Below are 18,174 nucleotides of genomic sequence, written 5' to 3'. Positions count from 1 at the left end.
GCACCTCATAAATTAAGTTAACTAAACTAAACTATATGAGTTTCTTTTATTGTTGTCAACAGGGAAATGTCTTTTTGGTATATACTGGAGACAGAGAACAGAGGAGGTATGAGAATGAAAGAAGTACGAGTAGCTTACGCATTGATTCATAATGAAGAGACACAGCAAATTCTTATGGTGCATAACAAAAAGAACGGCAGTTGGACATTACCAGGCGGCTTAGTCGAATCAGGCGAATCACTTGCCGAAGCTGCCGTACGGGAAGCAAAGGAAGAAACAGGCTTGGATGTAGAAGTAACAACTATCCTTGCAGTGAATGAGGCAAAATTACAAGCTATCAATGAACATGCTACCTTTGTGACGTTTAAAGCTAGACAGATTGGTGGAGAAATCCAGATTCAGGATACAGAAAAAATTGCCGAAGCTGTGTGGAAGTCTTATGCCGAAGTGGATGAAGTGATGACATACCATCCTGGGGGAATTGAGAGCTTACTTGGTAACGGTGTTCCTTATGTGGATCAAGGGGTTATTGTTCCGGCTTAGGAAGGGATAATACAATTGCAATATGGATGACAGGTAATGAATGCAGCGGGAAAGGACGTATAGTTTGGAGGAAGTTGGTTTATCTTTTGTAATTAATAATGGAAAAGGAGATCGTATACACGGTCTTCTTTTTTTTCGAAAGAATGTAGTATATCCATGTGGTCGGTTAAAAAAAAACACTGATATGAGGCATTATAGAGCGATTTAGGTACTTTATACTGCAATATATAAGGTGTTCTGGAAATGTAGGAAGTTATAAGGCAAAATTTACTACTAAATGCCGATATTGCCAGATTATAGAACATGTTACGCTTATTAACATAAGTTCTGAATGGAGGATGAAAAATTGAATAAGAAATTAATGCTGCTCTTTGGCGCGATTCTTTCTGTAATTATCATTAGTGGTTGCGGAAGTGACAGTAAAAAAGCTAGCACAGAAGAAAAAACGGCTGCATCTGAAACAGCTGGCCAAAAAGATGAAGAAGTAAAAGCAGAGGAAACAGCTGCAGCTGCAGATAAAGGAGAAGCTGATTCCGGCTCTGCCGATTACGCCGAACTAATTGATTATATGAAAACGACTACAGATGCAGAGGAGACTACGGTTTTCTTTGAAGCTAAAGAGCCCCAAACACATGAAATGGAAGGCGTGACAGTCTCCTTGGATTCCTACTCCCTAGTTGGTTTAAAGGACTTCCATACAGACTATAGTATTCCTTTCAATGATGAAACAAACGGAGGCGTCATTCTTGCTCAATATACAGTTAAGAATGACACAGACAAAGATCTCCACTATACACCATTTATGTATATGAGTTTTACAGGTGCCGTTAAAGATTATAATAACTACAAAGATATTATCCCGGAAGAAGGTCAACTAGCGACAAAGCTAAATCCTGATAACAAATACGAGATTAAAGCAGGAGAAACCATAACCGGTACTTATGCTTATCCAATGGGTGAAACGGAACTTAAAGCAGCAATGGAATCCGGATCTGCTACTATAGAAGTTCCTGCACCAACGACAGATCCGGATGATTTAAGTACAACTCTTGGAACCAAAGGTCAATTCACTGTTAATTTGAGTGAAGAAGGCGCAAAACAAACAGAAGCAAATGCAGCTTTTTATCAGGATGGAATTTCGGTGGATAACATGGGTGAAAAAACAATGATCGAGGAGAAGGAAGGCATCGGGCTGAGTCAGGAGCTTGGTGATTCTACCATTACATTGGATGGCTACCAATTCACTGATTTTACACCAAATGAATACGAAGCACCTCGCTTTGAGAATTTTAAAAATGGTGTTGTCCTGTTGACTGTTAAATTCAATGTTGATAACAAAGGATCAGATAATATCGGGTTGGATAACATCGCATCCAATCTTTATGTAAACGATGGGTCACAGTACCAAATGAGTGAACGTATGCTATCCCCTTATGAGTACCAGCAAAGCATTGCAGCGGGTGAATCCGGTGAATTGCTGCAGGTATATGTACTTGATAAGGAGCAGTACGACAAGATATGGAAAGATAAAGCATTCGATATCGAGCTTGGACCTTTGTATGATGAAAATTCAGAGGATATTTCCAAAGGAAAGAAAGCTGAATTCAAACTTAAATAAAGTCTGCTTTTATTCGTAGTAATAGCCGCTTGAAATTGTGTGAAAAATCGACTGGCACTTGCCAGTCGGTTTTTTTTGATGCTTGGGATATAACGATTAGAGCTACTTTTGAACCAATACTAGAATTGCCTGTAAATAATATGTTCACAAATTATATTAGATAGGTACTATATGTATGTTAATATTAAATGATAAAATCTATATATAGTTTTCTTTCTATGGCTAAGGGAATAGCTTACAGTATCGAAGCGGCCCGGAATATGATAGAATTATGGACAGATTGGACTGATACGATGGGACTTTCTGAAAGAGGATCAGCAACGATGCCCAAATCCCTCCAAACAAAAACCTTGCTCATCGCATATGCTTCCGTCAGCGGAAATACAAAGGAAGTTGCCGAGCTGATCGCTCAAGAGCTGACACATAAGCAGCAGGACGTGACGCTTTATTGCGTGACTGGCAATGAGCCGTTTCCGCATGTGCCAGATTATGATGCGATGCTTATTGGTACGTATACATGGGGATCAGGTGATACCCCATTCGATGTAAAGGATTTTGTGGCAGATGTCGGATATAAGCCGGAGAATGTGTTTGTGTTCGGCACTGGTGATACGCAGTTTGGCGGTGATGATATGTTTTGCATGGCAGCTGACAAGCTGGCGAAATTCTATCATTCGCCGCTTGCTCCGCTCAAAATAGAGCAATCGCCAAGAGGATCTCAGGAAGAAGAAGTATTGGAATGGACGAGAGGAGTATTGGAATGTCTAAATTGATGAAGGCTACCGTTCTGGAGCCGACGAATCCAAATAAATCTACTGCATTATTTAACGGAGATGCAAGCGGAATCCTGCATTGGGATAACGTTGCATACCCGCATTTTTATGAACTGCGCAAAACAATCCGCGGTTTGTTCTGGACTGCCAATGAAGTGAATATGGTGGCAGATACGAAGCAATTTGCAAATCTATCAGATCAGGAGCGTACAGCATTCCTGAAAATTATCGGTTTGCTGGCGACATTGGATGGTCCTCAAACAGATATCGCCTCCAAAATAGCTGCTTATTCGACAGACCCAAGCGTCAAATCGATTTTAGCGACAATTGCCGACCAGGAAAGTGAGCATAACCATAGCTATACGTATGTACTTGCGTCTGTAACAAATTATGATAACCAAATCGCTTCCTTTAACGAAGGGCGTACGGACAAAGTTTTGCTCGAACGGAACGAAAGAATAGCTGCTGTTTACAACGAATTCGCACAAAACCCAACGATTGAGACAGTGCTTAAAGCAATGGTGTACTCTACGCTTTTGGAAGGGTTATTCTTCTACAGCGGATTTGCCTTCTTCTATAACTTAGCGCGTAACCAGAAAATGGTCGGAACATCCACGATGATTTCCTATATCAACCGTGATGAACTGCATCATGGTCGATTTATCAGTGAGTTGTTCCGCGCTACATTAGCGGAGAATCCAGAATACAATAATGATGAGTTCATTGAATGGGTATATGATCAATTCCGCCATTCTGTTGAGCAAGAAACACGATGGAGCCGTTATGTATTGGATGGTATCGATGGTATCAACTTGGATGATATGGAAGGCTACGTAAAATATCGTGCAAATAAAATGCTTCGTATGCTAGGACTAAGCGAAATTTACGAAGGCTACGAAAAGAACCCGATGAAATGGATCCGTGCTTACACGGATAACTTCAATGGAACAAAATCTGACTTCTTCGAACAAAAATCCCGTCAGTACACGAAAACAAGTGATCTGAACGGTTTCGATGATCTATAAGAACAGCAAAAGAGCCAGCCGGGTAACGGCTGGCTCTAGCTGTGTTCCTATTTTTTCTGTACAATCCGGTGAATATGGATTGTCAGGTAAAGCAAATCTTCATTCGTAAGCTGCTCCTCGTACATCTTCTGGATATAGGACTGCACCTTCTGCGCACATGCAAAAGCTTTGCTGTAATTTGTCTTTACCATATCAAAAAGACTATTGTCCTCTTCTTTTTGTTTACGATGGTTCAAAATCCGCTGAGCGAAGAATTTAAGATGGGTAACGAATCGATAGTAAGCCAGGGATTCTTCGTCATATTCTATGCCGAAATGAAATTTCACAATATGAAGGACATCCTGGATGAACTTTGTAATGTTAATCATCACGGGCATATCTTCGTTCATTTGCGCATTGACGATATGCAAGGCGATAAAGCCTGCTTCATCCTCCGGCAGAATAATACCGACTTTCTCAGCAATGATCGAAAGGGCGTGCTGTCCTATCCGGTATTCATCCGGATAAAATCGTTTTGTTTCCCAAAGGAGTGCATTCTTTATATCGATACCTTGCTGGAACCTTTCTACTGCATAGTAGATATGATCAGTCAGACTAACATAGATATTGTCATGTATTTTTTTACTGGTGTTTTGCTTGGCATATCGGATGATTTCCTCGGATACTTCGACGAAGGAAAGGGGAATCTCACTTAAGAGCTCCATCAGCCTTTTATTCATTTCCTTATCATCGAGCTTGAAAGTCTTTTCTATTTTGGATTCATCCACTGTATCGCCTGCCTTACGACCAAAGGCAATACCCCGTCCCATGATGACAAGCTCATGTTCCTGCTCGTCCAAGACGGTGATGACGTTATTATTCAACACTTGCTTGATCTGCATCAGGACCACCTATTCCTTAGAAAGGATAAACTATCTAGGTCTATAGTATAGGAAATTGATAACGATTACAATCCGAATTATCCGAATAACTTATGACAAAATCAATTGCTTATGTAATAGAAAGAAGCCGAGCACGATAGCCCGGCTCCTATAATTTTATAGGATTTCTATTCTCACCAATAGAGCCAATAGAACCTGAAGGAGCAATTGAACATTTACAGCTAAATCAGTATCTGTTGTTGTTACTCTGACATTTCGGGAGTTTTTGACAAAGGTCTTCTGAACATTCTTTTGTTTGATAGTGGCTCTTTGGAAGAGTTCTTGAGCGATCTGATCAGCTTTGCTGCTATCAGCAATAGAGAGTTGCAATACAACACCGATAGCCGCTTGAAGAGCTGCTTGTATTGTGAGAGCTGCTTGTGTGTCAGTTGTTGTTACCTCTACATCTACGGAATCGATAACATAGATACTTTCCTTTGAAAGTTGTTCTGTATCGGATTTTTGTCTAGCTGATTGATTCACTTCTGGATCTGAAAAGTTACCTGCTGTTCTTGGATCAAGTGCACTCCATTTTTGGTTTCTATTTGGTTGCCAAACCTCACTCATCTATATCACCTCCTTAATCTAGTATTCGTTTTAGTTCTACCTGAAGCTCGTCGGTAATCTTTTTGATTTTCTGACGTCTTTCTGGAGAAAGGTTCCGTAAAGCATCATCGGATACCCCATGTTTAGCTAGAACATTTGATAGCATTAGATCCATAACGGATCCTTGAGGATTGCTTCTAGCAATCTCAGTGAATTTCTTTTTGAAATTTTCATCCATTAGCAGCAGACCTCCTTTTTGTTATGTTTTTCGTATAGTGTAGATTATGTAGAAAGGCTATTTTGTAGTGGGTAAATTACGGTTGTGAAAAACCTATTTTTTTGAAAGGTAGAATAGATGTCCCTGTTTCAGCTAGATTAATGCCTTGTTTAAAGAGAAAATGGACATGTGCCGTTGATAGGTTTCATGTCGTTCTAGACAGAAAAGAAAAGACAGTGTAACGATTTCTTGTGCTCTTTGATTTGCAAAGAGACAATTGAGATGTTATTTTATTACTGTACCGTCTGGACGGTTAGGAGTGATGGGATGAAAACACAAGATAAAATCCTGAATGCTGCAGCGGAGCTCATCCTGGAAGAGGGCATCAGCAATGTCACACTTGAGAAAATAGCCAATCGCGCAGAAATAAGCAAGGGTGGGCTGCTGTACCATTACCGCACAAAGGAAGCATTGTTTCAGGAGTTGAATGTAGCTGCTATCAGGGAATTTGATGAGGCAATTGTCCGTTATTTAAATGAACAACCAAATGGAAGAGGTGCATATGCAAGGGCATATGCGTTAGCAACTATAGAGGATATCCAAAAAGGCGGCACACATCGAAGCAGTGCACTTATATCTATTTTCAGTGACCATCCGGAAATCATGGAAATCTGGAAAGAGGGCTATTCGAGATGGCAGCAGCAATTTGATCAAGATGGATTGGATTGGGAAGAAGCTGCTGTAATCCGTTATGTTAGTGATGGGCTTTGGTTCAATGAGATGGCAGGCACAACAAGCACATCCTCTTTTGCTGCTGATTTATTACACAAATTGCTGGCATGTATAGATAAAGAAAAGGGGGATTAACATGTCTTATTTATTTTTGGCTGCTTCCATCCTATTTGAAGTTTTCAGTTCTACAATGCTGAAATTCTCAGATGGATTCAAACGTCTGCTGCCAGTGATTGGTATTGTCGTGGGATATGGTATCAGCTTCTACGCACTATCCATCACATTGCAGTCCCTTCCGCTGGGGGTTGTCTATGCGACATGGAGTGGTGTTGGTACCATTTTGACTGTTGTGATCGGTGTATTGCTTTTCAAAGAGAAGGTTAACAAAAAAGGTGCACTAGGCATCGCCATACTGCTAGTTGGTCTTGTATTGATGAATTTATCCAAGTAAAGGAAGATGCTAAATGAAAGCAGGTCTATTTCTTGCTGCAGCAATTATATTGGAAACAATCGCTTCATCCATGCTGAAAGTATCGGATGGGTTTTCTGTCTTGCTTCCGTCGATTATCGTTGTAATCGGATATCTAGGTGCATTTCTATTCTTATCTTTCACACTGAAGTCCATGTCACTATCTACTGCTTACGCGACTTGGTCTGGAGCTGGAACGGCTCTTACAGCTATGATCGGTATCACAGTATTTGGAGAATCCGCTTCCTGGATGAAGTTTATCGGCTTGGCATTAGTGATTGTCGGCTTGGTGTTATTGAACACACAGCATAAGGAATCAAAAGAAAAAGAGGCTTCAGTCCAATAAGAAAAGAGGTACTGCAAATGCAGTACCTCTTATTTTTTCAGCAGAAGATAAAGGAAATAAGGAGCGCCTATAAAGGCGACCACAATACCAGCGGGCAGCCCATCCACCGTCGCTATATTCCGTCCGATCGTGTCTGCCAGCAGCAAGAGCCAGCCGCCGATCAAGGAAGCGACAGGGAGCACGTACTGATGCCTGGCACCAACAAGCGCTCGTGCGATATGCGGTGCCATCAAACCAACAAAGCTTATGCCGCCAGCAACCGACACAGCTGCCGCAGCAATTGCTACCGCTGCAATCATAAGAATGATACGATCGCGATTCAGCTGAACACCTATCCCAACTCCGACTTCTTCACTCAGCGCCAGCACATTGAGCCGATTCGCCATGTAAAGCGTAAGCGGCAGAATGATAAGGATCCAAGGCAGCAGGGCAAGGACGAATGGCCAGTCCGTGCCCCAGATATTTCCCGCGAGCCATTTTGCGATGAAATCCACTTTTTCCCTGTCAGCAGAGGATATCAGGACGATCATCATACCGGATAAAGCCATGGAAAAACCGACACCGACTAATACAAGCCGGACCGGCTGGAGACCGTGCTGTTTGCTGTAGGAAAAAAGATAAATCAGCATGGCTGTCACAAGTGCACTACCAAATCCTACAAGCGGCAAGGCATATGCAAAGCTTCCTGCATCGATCGGCATGAATAGGAAAAATACCGCGATACCCAATCCGGCACCGGAATTAATACCGATGATTCCGGGATCTGTCAGATCATTTCTCGTGATTCCTTGGAGGATTGTACCAGACAGGGCCAATGCCATTCCAGCTAATAGTGTAACTGTAATACGAGGAAGCCGAATATCGAACAGAACGAATGATTCAGGAAAAGTCCCATTGCCAAATAGTGTCGGCAGTAACCGATTATAAGATAACGAGGCAGGACCAAGCCCCATTCCGATGACGATTGTAACAAGGATCAACGCAGCCAGAGAAATCATCAGGATAGCCTGTTTGCTTTTCTTTGCTATTTTCATGAGTAAGCGCGACCTCCCCGGTGGACGATGAATAAGAAGAATGGCAAACCGAGCGCAGCCACGATGGCCACAAGCGGTGTTTCATATGGTGCATTGATTGTCCGGGCAGCTGTATCAGCGAGCAGCATGAAAGTTCCTCCGGCAAAAAAGGATAACGGCAGTATATAACGATAATCCGTACCCGCAAAAAAACGGACAATATGAGGAATCATCAGACCGATGAATGTCATGTTACCGACCAATGCAACGGATGCTCCTGCCAAAAGGATAGTTACAAGGAATAATAATGCTTTGATTGCAAAAGTTTTCTGACCAAGGCCAACAGCTACTTCATCACTTAAGCTGAGCAGTGTTAGTTGATGCGAAAGAAATAACGACAAGATGATTCCTGCCAGTATGATTGGAATAACGAGCTGTAGCTGCGTCCAGTTAACACCGACTAGACCGCCGGCTGTCCAAGCAGACACTTGCTTGGACAGCTTAAAGCTTAAGCCGATTGCTTCAGATACTGCATATAACAAGGCGGATACAGCAGCACCAGCCAGGACGACCTTAACTGGAGAAAGGCCGCCAAGACGAAGTGATCCAATTCCGAATACTAGTCCGGCACCGACAGCTGCTCCAATGAAGCAGGCAATAATAATAACAATATAATTTGCTTGGGGGATGAACGCCATAGCAGCTGCCAGCGCGGCATTGGCTCCGGCTGTTAAACCGAGCAGTCCCGGATCCGCCAGCGGATTGCGTGTCATGCCCTGCATGATGGCACCCGCCACAGCTAAAGCCGCTCCGACAAAGAAAGCCCCGACTTCCCGCGGCAGACGATTTTCACGGATTATTAATATGTCTGCATTATGTTGACTGGTGAATATTGCACCCCACACATCCCGAAAGGATATATCAGCAGCCCCGAATGATAAAGCCACAGTGAATGCTGTAAGGGAAAGCATGATTCCAACTACAAGTTTCAGAGTAAATGGTATGTTCTTCATCAGGCACGCATCTTTCTATGTAGGATAAGGGAAAGAGCCTCCTATTTCCCTAGGAAGCTCTCTTTAATAAAGTCTAACTGGTAATCCAGTGTATTGGAATCGTTAAAGTAGAAGGCATTTCCATCGACTTCGTATACATGATTGTTCTTTGCAGCAGCAGTGTTCTGGAAGGACTCGGAATCCTCGACAGATGTATCCGTATCATCGAATTTACTGAAGAACACGTAGTCGCCCATGTACTCTGGTAATACTTCCGTTGATAAAGCGAAGTAGCCGGCCTCCAGTGCATCCGCTTTTACTTTCTCTGGCATATTCAAGCTCATTGCTTGGTAAAGTACTTCTGTTCCGCGTCCCCAGTTATCACCATATACGTAGAGCTGTTTATCAAAGTTCTCGACAACAGAGACTGTTGCATCAGGACCAATTTTCTCCTTAATCTGTTCACCAGTTTCCGCTGCGCGTTTTGTAAAGTCATCGACCCAAGCCTGTGCTTCTTCTTCTTTATTGACCAGTTTGCCGATTTCCACATGCTGATCAAGATAATTCAATTTACCGTAAGTAAAAGTCACTGTAGGGGCGATTTCTTTTAGCTTATCTAGATTTTTTAAACTGGTAAACCCAATGATCAAGTCCGGTTTGAGTTCGATGATTTTCTCCAAATCATCCTCTGTCACTTCTTCGGCATCCTTTAACGCATCTTCAAAGCGTGGATTCTGCATCGACCAGGCATCAGCTCCGACAATTGGCACATCTAAATCGATTAAATCACCAACGTAAGAGGAAAGCACTACCACGCGTTTCGGGTCAGTGGGCACCTCAACTGGGCCATTTTCGGATTCGTATGTGAATGTGTCGTTCCCATCGCCGGTTGAAGGCGCCTTTTCTTCAGAACCAGAAGAATTATTGCTGCCGCAAGCAGCTAATACAATCACTAAAATTAATAAGACCGGGAATAGCTTTTTCATTATGTATATCACTCCTCATTTTATAGGGGGGAGTGCCCTGTTAGGGGGACAGGGCACCAGGGTTATACGATGAGAATGAGAATGATTATCAATCTCGCTTGATTACATCATAAAGGCAGAAAATTTAGATGTCAACATTGATTTTGAGAAAATTTTCCGTTATATTTGAATGAGAATGATTATCACTATCGGATTAAAGGAGGAGTCAGTGTGCAGGAAGAATTGCTGTATGATGTTACCATCATTGGTGGAGGTCCAGCGGGATTATATTCCGCTTTCTATAGTGGGTTACGGCAAATGAAGACGAAAATCATCGAGTTTCAGCCTTATTTGGGCGGCAAGCTCCATGTTTATCCGGAAAAGATGATTTGGGACGTAGGCGGATTACCGCCGCTTCCGGCAGGCAAACTGATTGACCAGCTGACAGAGCAGGCGCTTACCTTCGATCCGGAAGTGGTATTGAACGAGAAGGTAACAAGCATCAAGCGAAATGATGATGGGATCTTTGAGCTCCATGCAGCAAGTGGTATAGTCCACTATTCGAAGACAATTATTGCAGCGGTCGGCGGCGGAATACTTAATCCGCAAAAACTGTCCATCGAAGGCTGTGAGAGATTTGAGGTAGCAAATCTCAACTATACAGTGAAAGACATGCAGCGTTTCAAGGATAAGACTGTCATCATCTCTGGCGGCGGAAACTCTGCTGTCGATTGGGCAAACGAGCTGGAGCCTATTGCGAAAAAGGTATATGTTACATATCGCAATGAGGCGCTGAAGGGGCATGAAGCATCAGTGGAACGCTTAATGTGCAGCGGTGCTAAGTGTTTCCTTTGTACATCGATCACAAAGCTCGTGGCGTGTCCGAACCAGCAGCATATTGAACGTGTGGAATTGACGAATCATGAAACGAACGAAACTACGTTCTTGCCAATTGATGAGGTAATTGTCAATCACGGCTACGAACGGGATATGGATTTGATTCAAAACAGCGAAGTGGATATTGAGCTTGTAGATAATTACTATATCGCTGGAACGCCGAGCGGGGAATCCTCTGTACCTGGTCTGTTTGCAGCAGGAGATATTCTGAAGCATGATGGCAAGGTCACTTTGATTGCCGGCTGCTTCCAGGATGCAGCGAATGCTGTCAATAAAGCGAAACAGTATATCGAGCCTGCTGCAGACGGCTGGGGTATGGTTTCCTCCCATAACGTTTTGTTCAAGCAGCGTAATCGTGAGCTTGCAAAGAAATTGGTATAAGAGCGCATATTGCGCTCTTTTCTTTTTGGGATATGCGGATGAATCAATTAGACTATCGGCAGGTATTCCATAGGAAAACACTTAGTATAACTGAATTAGAAGTAAAAGCCTTTATATGAGCAAAGTACCTTTATTTTACAAAAGATTACAATATCTGCTTATTTCTTCAGCTTCGGTGGTATAGCTTATCGAGGTGATGAGATGGATAAAAGATTTCTGATTGCGCCATTTGCTGCATTACTCCTATTCCTGTGCGGCTGTGGGGCGAGCGCAACCGATGAGACTGCAAGTGACGAAAATACAAAAAGCGAAGCAGCAGAAACGGATTCAGCTGCTAATGAGAACCAAGAATCATCTAATTCAGATACAATTGCTAGTGAAGACAAAGAAGCAGCGGAACCAGATGAATTTTTTGCATCAGAGGAGAATAGCACAGAATTGCCTGAAAGTGATCCTCCCGTCCAAGAGGAAGCAACAGACACATTGGAAGCTGACACCCTGGAATCGGAAACTTCATCTGCTGAACCTATAGATGGAAAAGTAACATTTGAAGGTGTTACTTTTGAGCTGCCGTCTGAGTATATCTCTTTAGGTGAAATGGAAGAAATGGGCATACCTATGGTGGGGTATCAATATGGATCCACCACGCTCAGTGTCGTAGCGGAAGACATTTCTACATTTCCCGATCTTACACTGGAAACGTATATTGCACTTGCAAAGCAGCAAACCGGCTATGACTATACAAGTGATGTAACGTATGAGATTAATGGCATGGAAACAAATGAACTTATCAGCAAGATGGATGGCTTCACGTTACAGCAAAATACGATCATCCATGACGGAACTGCATATATTTTTTCTTTTAATACACTGGATGAGACGTACGAACAAGATAAGGAAGTTTTCAAAACGATATTGGAATCTGTTTCCTTTGAGAGCGAAAGTAATATATAAAAAAGAAGCCGCCTTATGGCGACTTCTTTTTTTTGAAAATTATAGCTTGTGAACTCTTTCCACAATTGCTGCTGTGACATCCTCCGTTCCGTGCGTTCCGCCCAAATCAGGCGTCAGAATACCAGCTTCTGTGACATCCTCAATGATATCCAGCAGTTTAATGCCGAGCTCTTCTTCACCAAAGTGATCGAGCATCAGTTTCGCTGTCCAAATTTGTCCAATCGGGTTAGCGATTCCTTTACCGACAATATCTGGAGCAGAACCGTGGACGGGCTCGAACATGGAAGGGTATTTACCATTCACATTGATATTGGCAGCAGGAGCAATACCGATACTTCCCATAATGGCGGCTCCGATATCGGTAAGAACATCTCCAAATAGATTGCTTGCGACAATAACATCGAAGCGCTGCGGCTGCGTAACAAAGAAGGCAGCGAGGGCATCGATGTGCTGACTGTCTGTTCCGATATCTGGATAATCACTTTTCACAGTTTGAAAGACTTCATCCCAAAACGGCATAGAATGTACTATTCCATTTGACTTTGTTGCGCTTGTTACATGTTTTCGGCGCTTTGCGGCAAGCTCAAAAGCATAGCGCATCGCTCTTTCTGTGCCTCGTCTTGAGAAAATTGCATTTTGAATTGCCACTTCGTCTTCACCACGGAAGATCCGGCCGCCCACTTCGCTGTATTCCCCTTCGCTATTCTCCCGTACAACTAATAAATCGAAGTCCTTCGGGTTGGTAAGTGGTGAGGTAATACCTTTCAATAGTTTGGCAGGTCGGATATTGATGACCTGTTCAAATTCTCGCCGTATCTTGATCAGCATACCCCACAAGGAAATATGATCCGGAACTAGCTTCTGGTTCCCGACAGCACCGAGAAAAATAGCATCTGCATCCTGCAGGCGATCCAATGCATCGTCTGGCATCATTCGGTTGTGCTCCAGATAATATTCGCAGCTCCACGGGTACTCGTCGAATGCGAACTGCAGACCGCCATGCACCTCGGAAATCGCTTTCAAAACTGTCTGTGCTGCAGGAACTACTTCTTTTCCTACTCCATCTCCTGGTAAGCTTGCTATCTTTAATTTCTTCATACGTCTCCTCCTTGTTTGCGCTTCGATGATAGTTTCCCGCATTTCTATGATTTTTACTTTATGAGACAGAGATAATGTAATCCAAAGGAGTGCAGCTGTAATCTGGAACAGCCTTCCGTAAAAGAATATCCAGTACTTGTATCAATGATAGCGGTTACTGTTATTATAGCTGAGTGAAATAAAATTCGAAAATAATTCACGGTGATTTATTTGAAAATACAGCATATATACCTTATAATTTCGATAAGCTAGTATACAAGAGCGGAGAAAAAAGCCTCCATCCCGGTAACGAGATGGGGGCTTTTTTTCAAAACTGAAAGGAGGCGATTCCCTTGGGAAGGTGAAGGTATTGAATCTATTGCCGCTGCGGAAGAAGACACCAATATAGAAAAACAACATCATACGGAGGTGAACCCCTGTTTAGGGGGAAAATTTGGACCCATTATTAGTACTTAATCTAGCTTTAGTAGCCTTGTTCATCATTCTGACGGCATTCTTCGTCGGTGCCGAGTTCTCGGTCGTAAAGGTACGTATGTCACGAGTCGAGCAGCTCATCGAGGAAGGAAACAAGAACGCCATCGTCGTCAAGAAGCTTGTCCATAATCTCGATTACTACTTATCTGCTTGTCAGCTTGGAATCACTGTTACTGCATTGGTACTTGGTGCATTAGGTGAGCCGACTGTCGAGAAGATATTACACCCAGTATTCGATTACTTCGGTTTTTCAGAATCTCTTTCTACCATTCTTTCATTCGCCATCGCCTTTGCGGTCGTGACTTTCCTGCACGTCGTTATCGGTGAGCTGGCTCCGAAAACATTGGCAATCCAATATACAGAGAAGATGACGCTCATTCTGGCGCGTCCGCTGTATTGGTTCGGTAAGCTGATGGCACCTTTTATCTACACACTGAATGGATCTGCCCGCGTATTCCTGCGCATGTTCGGCGTGAAGCAGGTTGCGCATGAACAGGCCCACTCCGAAGAGGAACTGAAGATTATCATGGCACAAAGCTTCCAGAGCGGTGAAATCAACAAAACTGAGCTGGATTATATGGAGAACATCTTCACATTCAACGATCGCGTCGTCAAGGATATCCTTGTTCCTAGGACACAGGTTGTCGCGATTTCTGACACAATGTCACGCCAAGAAATCCAGGAAATAATGGTTGAGCATCAGTATACACGCTATCCTGTAACAGAAGGCGGTGATAAAGACCGGATTTACGGCTTTGTTAACGTCAAAGAAATGCTGACTGATTTCACGTCGAAAGAAGACAAGAAATTAGATGCTTTCATCCATCCAATCCCGACAGTACATGAAGGAACAAGTCTGAATGATACGCTGCTGACAATGCAGAAGAGACGTGTTCATATCGCGCTAGTAGTCGATGAGTACGGCGGAACTGCTGGTATTGTGACGATGGAGGATATGCTTGAAGAGATCGTCGGGGAAATACGCGACGAATTCGATGAAAATGAAAAACCGGACATCCAAAAGGTTTCTGAGAATAAGTACCGTTTGAATGGCCGTGTCCTGCTTGAGGAAATCGAAGAGCAATTTGACATTCGTTTCATTAACGAGGCAGAAGTCGATACAATCGGCGGCTGGATGCTCACCAATCTTAGAAGTATCGAGGAGCATCGTGTCATAGAAGCTCATGGATATGAGTGGGAAATAACGGAGACGCTGAATCATCAGATCGTTGAAGTGGAAATGCGCAAACAAACCCAGGTCGAACAGCTGGAAGAAAGCATCTCCAATTAAACAAACGCCGCCCAAATGAAGGGGCGGCGTTTGTTGCTGTTGGAAATACTTTTGCAATCCATCTATATAGTATTAAAAACCATAGTGAAGTATACTATGGTTGTTATTTATTAACAAACAAGATATGAATTTTTGATAAATAGTAACATTACATGTTGACAATTAACATCATAAAGCATATCATGAACACATAAGATGTTCATGATTAACAAAGGTGATACAAAATGCAGCCAAATGAACGCAGAAATGTGATTTTAGAACAATTAAATAAGAATGAAAAGATAGATATCGATGCATTGGCAGCGGAGTTGAATGTATCTGCTATGACAATCCGACGAGATTTGAACTACTTGGAGGAACAGGAGCAGATCATCCGGACGCTGGGTGGTGCAATTCTCAACAAGCCGCTGGTGATGGAGTCGTCATTCCAGACAAAAGAAGGTAAGCATGCTGAGGAAAAGCGTCAGATTGCGAAACGGGCTGTTGAGCTTGTGCAGGAACACTTTACAATCCTCCTTGATTCAGGAACAACGACACTTGAAATCGCAAAGCTGCTAAAGCAGAAACGAAATCTGACCGTCGTTACGAATGATATCAAGATCGCAGCTGAGCTGATGGACAGTGAGGTCAAGGTGATCCTGACTGGCGGAGAGATGCAGAATAATATCGGGGCGCTATTCGGTCCGCTCACAGAGCAGACTTTGCGTAACCTGCATGTAGATCTGTTTTTCCTAGGTGCCCATGCAGTTCACCTGCAAGTTGGTGTGACGGCGCCTACTTTTGAGAAGGCTTCCATCAAGAAATTGATGGTCGAATCAGCTCAGGCAACTTGGCTGGTGGCAGATTCGAGCAAGCTGGATCAAAAGGCGCTGGCGAAAGTTTGTGACTTAGAAGTATTATCCGGTGTCATTTCGGATAGCGGTATAAAGGCTTATCATCCGAGAGAATTACCGGAGCTTTTGGAGGTCGTAGCAGCAGAGGAGGAAGCCTGATGAAGATTGGTGTAATTGCAGATGATCTGACTGGTGGGAATGGAACTGGTGTCAAGCTGACGAAGCTTGGATATAACGTTGCGACGATGGTCTTCTACGATCATCTTCCTTCCTCAGAACAGATTAACGGTGTGATTGTCGATACCGATAGCCGGTATGTTAAGAGCGAGGTCGCACACCGTCGTGTGAAAACGGTTGCGGGGAATCTGAAGAAGTGGGAAACGGATATCGTCTGCAAGCGAATCGACAGTACTGTACGCGGTAATATCGGCGTTGAGCTTGATACACTGCTCGATGAATTGGGGACACAGGCAGTTGCTGTTGTCGTACCGGCTTACCCGGATTCCGGACGAATCGTTTCTGGCGGGTACTTGCTTGTTCACGGTGTACCTGTTCAATTGTCAGATGTAGGTAAGGATCCGGTTAAACCGGTTACAGAGTCACATGTACCGAAATTGGTTGAAAAACAGAGCAAATTTACAGTAGCAAGCATCGGCCTTGAGACAATCCTTGCAGGCAAGCAAGCGATCGAGAGCAAGATGCAGGAAGCAATAGACGCGGGTGCCAGAATCATTGTTCCAGACGTCATCACGAATGAAGATATTGATGCGGTAGCAGGAGCTATGGCAGAGCTTGAATCTTATCAAATGGTGCCAGCTGATCCTGGTCCGCTGACAGCGGCATTCGCTCGTGCATTCAGCCGCAAGCGGATGAAGGATAAGAAGATTATTGTCACAGTTGGAAGTGTTACTTCGAACAGCTCGAAACAGCTGCAATACCTGAAGGACAAAACGAATCTCAGACCAATTTACGTAGATTCCAAAAAGCTGGCAACAGTAGATGGGGTTTGGGATGAAGAGGTAGATCGGGTAATTGCGCTGGCAAAGCAGGAGTTGGAGAAACAAGACATCTTGTTAATCACAACGGATGCACCAGGTGCTGAGATTCTAGATTTGAAAACGCTCGGAGCACAGCAGGGTGTGAGTCAGGATGCATTAGCGAAACGTATTGCGGACGGTCTCGGCAAAATTACAAGAGTGGTTGTCCAGGAAAGCAAGTTTGAAATTGGGGGCTGCTTCTCTAGTGGTGGAGATGTAACCGCTTCACTTTGCTCGATAAGCAGAGCAGAAGGAATTCAGCTGTTGGATGAGATCTTGCCGCTGATCGCTTATGGAAAGTTTATGGGAGGATACCTGGATGGTGTTCCGATTGTAACTAAAGGCGGCACGGCTGGTGGAACGAAAGCAATTTATACAAGCGTGAAATATTTGGAAGCTAAATTTTAAGGAGGAATAAACAATGGCAGAAAGAGCAATTATCGCAATTCCAATGGGAGATCCAGCAGGTATCGGACCGGAGATCACAATGAAATCACTAACAAAGCAGGAAATTTACGATGTATGTAAACCGCTTGTGATTGGTGATACAGCAGTCATCAAAAAAGCGATTGAAATCGTTGAAGCGAATCTGGAAGTAAATGAAGTATCTTCCCCGACAGAAGGTAAATACGAATTAGGTACAGTCGACGTAATCAATCTGGACAATATTGATATCAATACGTTAGAGTACGGCCAAGTTTCCGCTCAGGGCGGCCAAGGCGCTTTCGAATATATCAAAAAATCTGTCGAGCTTGCGATGGATGGTCAAGTGCAAGCACTTGCGACAACACCAATCAACAAAGAATCTTTGAAAGCAGCGAAAATTCCTTACATCGGACATACAGAAATGCTGGAAGACCTAGCTGGTTCTGATGATCCGCTAACAATGTTCGAAGTAAACGGTATGCGTATCTTCTTCCTTACACGTCACCTTTCTTTGAAAGATGCTATTGCACAGATGACAAAAGAAAGAGTACAAGATTACTTGATTCGCTGTGACAAAGCACTTCAGCGTCTAGGTGTGGAAAATCGCCGCTTTGCAGTGGCAGG

20 protein-coding genes are annotated in these 18,174 nt (G+C 43.4%); 13 read left to right on the top strand and 7 right to left on the bottom strand.

What is annotated here, in order from left to right; all coding sequences use genetic code 11:
• The first annotated feature begins 114 nt into the window (after positions 1-114).
• The 4 genes from CHH91_RS02895 to CHH91_RS02880 all read left to right on the top strand — a co-directional run bounded on the left by CHH91_RS02895 (position 115) and on the right by CHH91_RS02880 (position 3,959).
• Positions 115-543 carry an NUDIX hydrolase gene (locus tag CHH91_RS02895; RefSeq protein WP_095221799.1) on the top strand — a complete coding sequence of 143 codons (429 nt, stop codon included), beginning with the start codon at positions 115-117 and terminating at the stop codon, positions 541-543.
• A gap of 346 nt (positions 544-889) precedes the next feature.
• Complete coding sequence (locus tag CHH91_RS02890) at positions 890-2,161, top strand: DUF5068 domain-containing protein (protein ID WP_095221797.1); 1,272 nt, start codon at positions 890-892, stop codon at positions 2,159-2,161.
• Positions 2,162-2,484: 323 nt separating this feature from the next.
• Complete coding sequence (locus CHH91_RS02885; RefSeq protein WP_095222108.1) at positions 2,485-2,934, top strand: flavodoxin; 450 nt, start codon at positions 2,485-2,487, stop codon at positions 2,932-2,934.
• Positions 2,922-3,959 (top strand): ribonucleotide-diphosphate reductase subunit beta, encoded by a 1,038-nt coding sequence (locus tag CHH91_RS02880; protein ID WP_038562910.1) that lies wholly within the window; start codon positions 2,922-2,924, stop codon positions 3,957-3,959. Before CHH91_RS02885 ends, CHH91_RS02880 begins: the two co-directional genes overlap by 13 nt.
• A 47-nt stretch (positions 3,960-4,006) precedes the next feature.
• Here CHH91_RS02880 and licT read toward each other — a convergent pair whose 3' ends face one another.
• From licT to CHH91_RS02865, 3 genes are all read right to left on the bottom strand, one after another.
• On the bottom strand, positions 4,007-4,840 hold the full coding sequence (gene licT / locus CHH91_RS02875; RefSeq protein WP_095221796.1) for a BglG family transcription antiterminator LicT: 834 nt from the start codon (positions 4,838-4,840) through the stop codon (positions 4,007-4,009).
• A 156-nt stretch (positions 4,841-4,996) separates the two neighbouring features.
• Positions 4,997-5,446 carry a spore coat protein gene (locus tag CHH91_RS02870; RefSeq protein WP_095221794.1) on the bottom strand — a complete coding sequence of 150 codons (450 nt, stop codon included), beginning with the start codon at positions 5,444-5,446 and terminating at the stop codon, positions 4,997-4,999.
• Between the two features lie 13 nt (positions 5,447-5,459).
• Positions 5,460-5,663: a spore coat protein gene (locus tag CHH91_RS02865; protein WP_095221793.1), complete on the bottom strand. Its 204-nt coding sequence runs from the start codon at positions 5,661-5,663 to the stop codon at positions 5,460-5,462.
• Positions 5,664-5,969: 306 nt separating this feature from the next.
• On the opposite strand from CHH91_RS02865, the gene CHH91_RS02860 reads away from it, so the two are divergent.
• From CHH91_RS02860 to CHH91_RS02850, 3 genes are read left to right on the top strand one after another with little or no spacing between them, the layout of a single operon-like run.
• Positions 5,970-6,509: a TetR/AcrR family transcriptional regulator gene (locus tag CHH91_RS02860; protein WP_176465647.1), complete on the top strand. Its 540-nt coding sequence runs from the start codon at positions 5,970-5,972 to the stop codon at positions 6,507-6,509.
• Positions 6,505-6,825 carry a DMT family transporter gene (locus CHH91_RS02855; RefSeq protein WP_176465659.1) on the top strand — a complete coding sequence of 107 codons (321 nt, stop codon included), beginning with the start codon at positions 6,505-6,507 and terminating at the stop codon, positions 6,823-6,825. Before CHH91_RS02860 ends, CHH91_RS02855 begins: the two co-directional genes overlap by 5 nt.
• Before the next feature lie 13 nt (positions 6,826-6,838).
• On the top strand, positions 6,839-7,189 hold the full coding sequence (locus tag CHH91_RS02850; RefSeq protein ID WP_095221788.1) for a DMT family transporter: 351 nt from the start codon (positions 6,839-6,841) through the stop codon (positions 7,187-7,189).
• A gap of 29 nt (positions 7,190-7,218) precedes the next feature.
• On the opposite strand, the gene CHH91_RS02845 is transcribed toward CHH91_RS02850, so the two are convergent.
• From CHH91_RS02845 to CHH91_RS02835, 3 genes are read right to left on the bottom strand one after another with little or no spacing between them, the layout of a single operon-like run.
• Positions 7,219-8,223, bottom strand: a complete 1,005-nt coding sequence (locus tag CHH91_RS02845) for a FecCD family ABC transporter permease (protein WP_095221786.1) — start codon at positions 8,221-8,223, stop codon at positions 7,219-7,221.
• Complete coding sequence (locus CHH91_RS02840; protein ID WP_095221785.1) at positions 8,220-9,215, bottom strand: FecCD family ABC transporter permease; 996 nt, start codon at positions 9,213-9,215, stop codon at positions 8,220-8,222. Before CHH91_RS02840 ends, CHH91_RS02845 begins: the two co-directional genes overlap by 4 nt.
• Before the next feature lie 41 nt (positions 9,216-9,256).
• Positions 9,257-10,180 (bottom strand): iron-hydroxamate ABC transporter substrate-binding protein, encoded by a 924-nt coding sequence (locus tag CHH91_RS02835; RefSeq protein WP_095221783.1) that lies wholly within the window; start codon positions 10,178-10,180, stop codon positions 9,257-9,259.
• Positions 10,181-10,390: 210 nt separating this feature from the next.
• Between CHH91_RS02835 and CHH91_RS02830 the strand changes: the two genes are divergently transcribed.
• Positions 10,391-11,437 (top strand): NAD(P)/FAD-dependent oxidoreductase, encoded by a 1,047-nt coding sequence (locus CHH91_RS02830; RefSeq protein WP_095221781.1) that lies wholly within the window; start codon positions 10,391-10,393, stop codon positions 11,435-11,437.
• A gap of 201 nt (positions 11,438-11,638) precedes the next feature.
• Positions 11,639-12,391, top strand: a complete 753-nt coding sequence (locus CHH91_RS02825) for a hypothetical protein (RefSeq protein ID WP_095221779.1) — start codon at positions 11,639-11,641, stop codon at positions 12,389-12,391.
• A 39-nt stretch (positions 12,392-12,430) separates the two neighbouring features.
• Here CHH91_RS02825 and CHH91_RS02820 read toward each other — a convergent pair whose 3' ends face one another.
• Positions 12,431-13,489 carry a tartrate dehydrogenase gene (locus CHH91_RS02820; protein ID WP_095221777.1) on the bottom strand — a complete coding sequence of 353 codons (1,059 nt, stop codon included), beginning with the start codon at positions 13,487-13,489 and terminating at the stop codon, positions 12,431-12,433.
• 433 nt (positions 13,490-13,922) lie between these two features.
• On the opposite strand from CHH91_RS02820, the gene CHH91_RS02815 reads away from it, so the two are divergent.
• The 4 genes from CHH91_RS02815 to CHH91_RS02800 form a co-directional block, all read left to right on the top strand.
• Entirely contained in the window at positions 13,923-15,254 is a 1,332-nt protein-coding gene (locus CHH91_RS02815) for a hemolysin family protein (RefSeq protein ID WP_095221776.1), read from the top strand.
• 224 nt (positions 15,255-15,478) lie between these two features.
• Complete coding sequence (locus CHH91_RS02810; protein ID WP_095221774.1) at positions 15,479-16,246, top strand: DeoR/GlpR family DNA-binding transcription regulator; 768 nt, start codon at positions 15,479-15,481, stop codon at positions 16,244-16,246.
• On the top strand, positions 16,246-17,532 hold the full coding sequence (locus CHH91_RS02805; RefSeq protein ID WP_095221773.1) for a four-carbon acid sugar kinase family protein: 1,287 nt from the start codon (positions 16,246-16,248) through the stop codon (positions 17,530-17,532). Before CHH91_RS02810 ends, CHH91_RS02805 begins: the two co-directional genes overlap by 1 nt.
• A gap of 13 nt (positions 17,533-17,545) precedes the next feature.
• The coding region (locus CHH91_RS02800) for a 4-hydroxythreonine-4-phosphate dehydrogenase PdxA (RefSeq protein ID WP_176465646.1) at positions 17,546-18,174 on the top strand (629 nt) is incomplete at its 3' end.

The sequence above is a fragment of the Virgibacillus sp. 7505 genome (genome assembly GCF_002272135.1).
Taxonomy (GTDB): Bacteria; Bacillota; Bacilli; order Bacillales; family Amphibacillaceae; genus Terribacillus.
Note: the sequence above shows the minus strand (reverse complement) of the source record. Positions and strands in the feature narration are given on the sequence as shown.

What these genes read in the sequence shown, in the direction of transcription:
- CHH91_RS02895 (WP_095221799.1), top strand. Translation starts at nt 115, where the DNA reads ATGAAAGAAGTACGAGTAGCTTACGCATTGATTCATAATGAAGAGACA.
- CHH91_RS02885 (WP_095222108.1), top strand. Translation starts at nt 2,485, where the DNA reads ATGCCCAAATCCCTCCAAACAAAAACCTTGCTCATCGCATATGCTTCC.
- CHH91_RS02880 (WP_038562910.1), top strand. Translation starts at nt 2,922, where the DNA reads ATGTCTAAATTGATGAAGGCTACCGTTCTGGAGCCGACGAATCCAAAT.
- licT (WP_095221796.1), bottom strand. Translation starts at nt 4,840, where the DNA reads ATGCAGATCAAGCAAGTGTTGAATAATAACGTCATCACCGTCTTGGAC.
- CHH91_RS02870 (WP_095221794.1), bottom strand. Translation starts at nt 5,446, where the DNA reads ATGAGTGAGGTTTGGCAACCAAATAGAAACCAAAAATGGAGTGCACTT.
- CHH91_RS02865 (WP_095221793.1), bottom strand. Translation starts at nt 5,663, where the DNA reads ATGGATGAAAATTTCAAAAAGAAATTCACTGAGATTGCTAGAAGCAAT.
- CHH91_RS02860 (WP_176465647.1), top strand. Translation starts at nt 5,970, where the DNA reads ATGAAAACACAAGATAAAATCCTGAATGCTGCAGCGGAGCTCATCCTG.
- CHH91_RS02850 (WP_095221788.1), top strand. Translation starts at nt 6,839, where the DNA reads ATGAAAGCAGGTCTATTTCTTGCTGCAGCAATTATATTGGAAACAATC.
- CHH91_RS02845 (WP_095221786.1), bottom strand. Translation starts at nt 8,223, where the DNA reads ATGAAAATAGCAAAGAAAAGCAAACAGGCTATCCTGATGATTTCTCTG.
- CHH91_RS02840 (WP_095221785.1), bottom strand. Translation starts at nt 9,215, where the DNA reads ATGAAGAACATACCATTTACTCTGAAACTTGTAGTTGGAATCATGCTT.
- CHH91_RS02835 (WP_095221783.1), bottom strand. Translation starts at nt 10,180, where the DNA reads ATGAAAAAGCTATTCCCGGTCTTATTAATTTTAGTGATTGTATTAGCT.
- CHH91_RS02825 (WP_095221779.1), top strand. Translation starts at nt 11,639, where the DNA reads ATGGATAAAAGATTTCTGATTGCGCCATTTGCTGCATTACTCCTATTC.
- CHH91_RS02820 (WP_095221777.1), bottom strand. Translation starts at nt 13,489, where the DNA reads ATGAAGAAATTAAAGATAGCAAGCTTACCAGGAGATGGAGTAGGAAAA.
- CHH91_RS02810 (WP_095221774.1), top strand. Translation starts at nt 15,479, where the DNA reads ATGCAGCCAAATGAACGCAGAAATGTGATTTTAGAACAATTAAATAAG.
- CHH91_RS02805 (WP_095221773.1), top strand. Translation starts at nt 16,246, where the DNA reads ATGAAGATTGGTGTAATTGCAGATGATCTGACTGGTGGGAATGGAACT.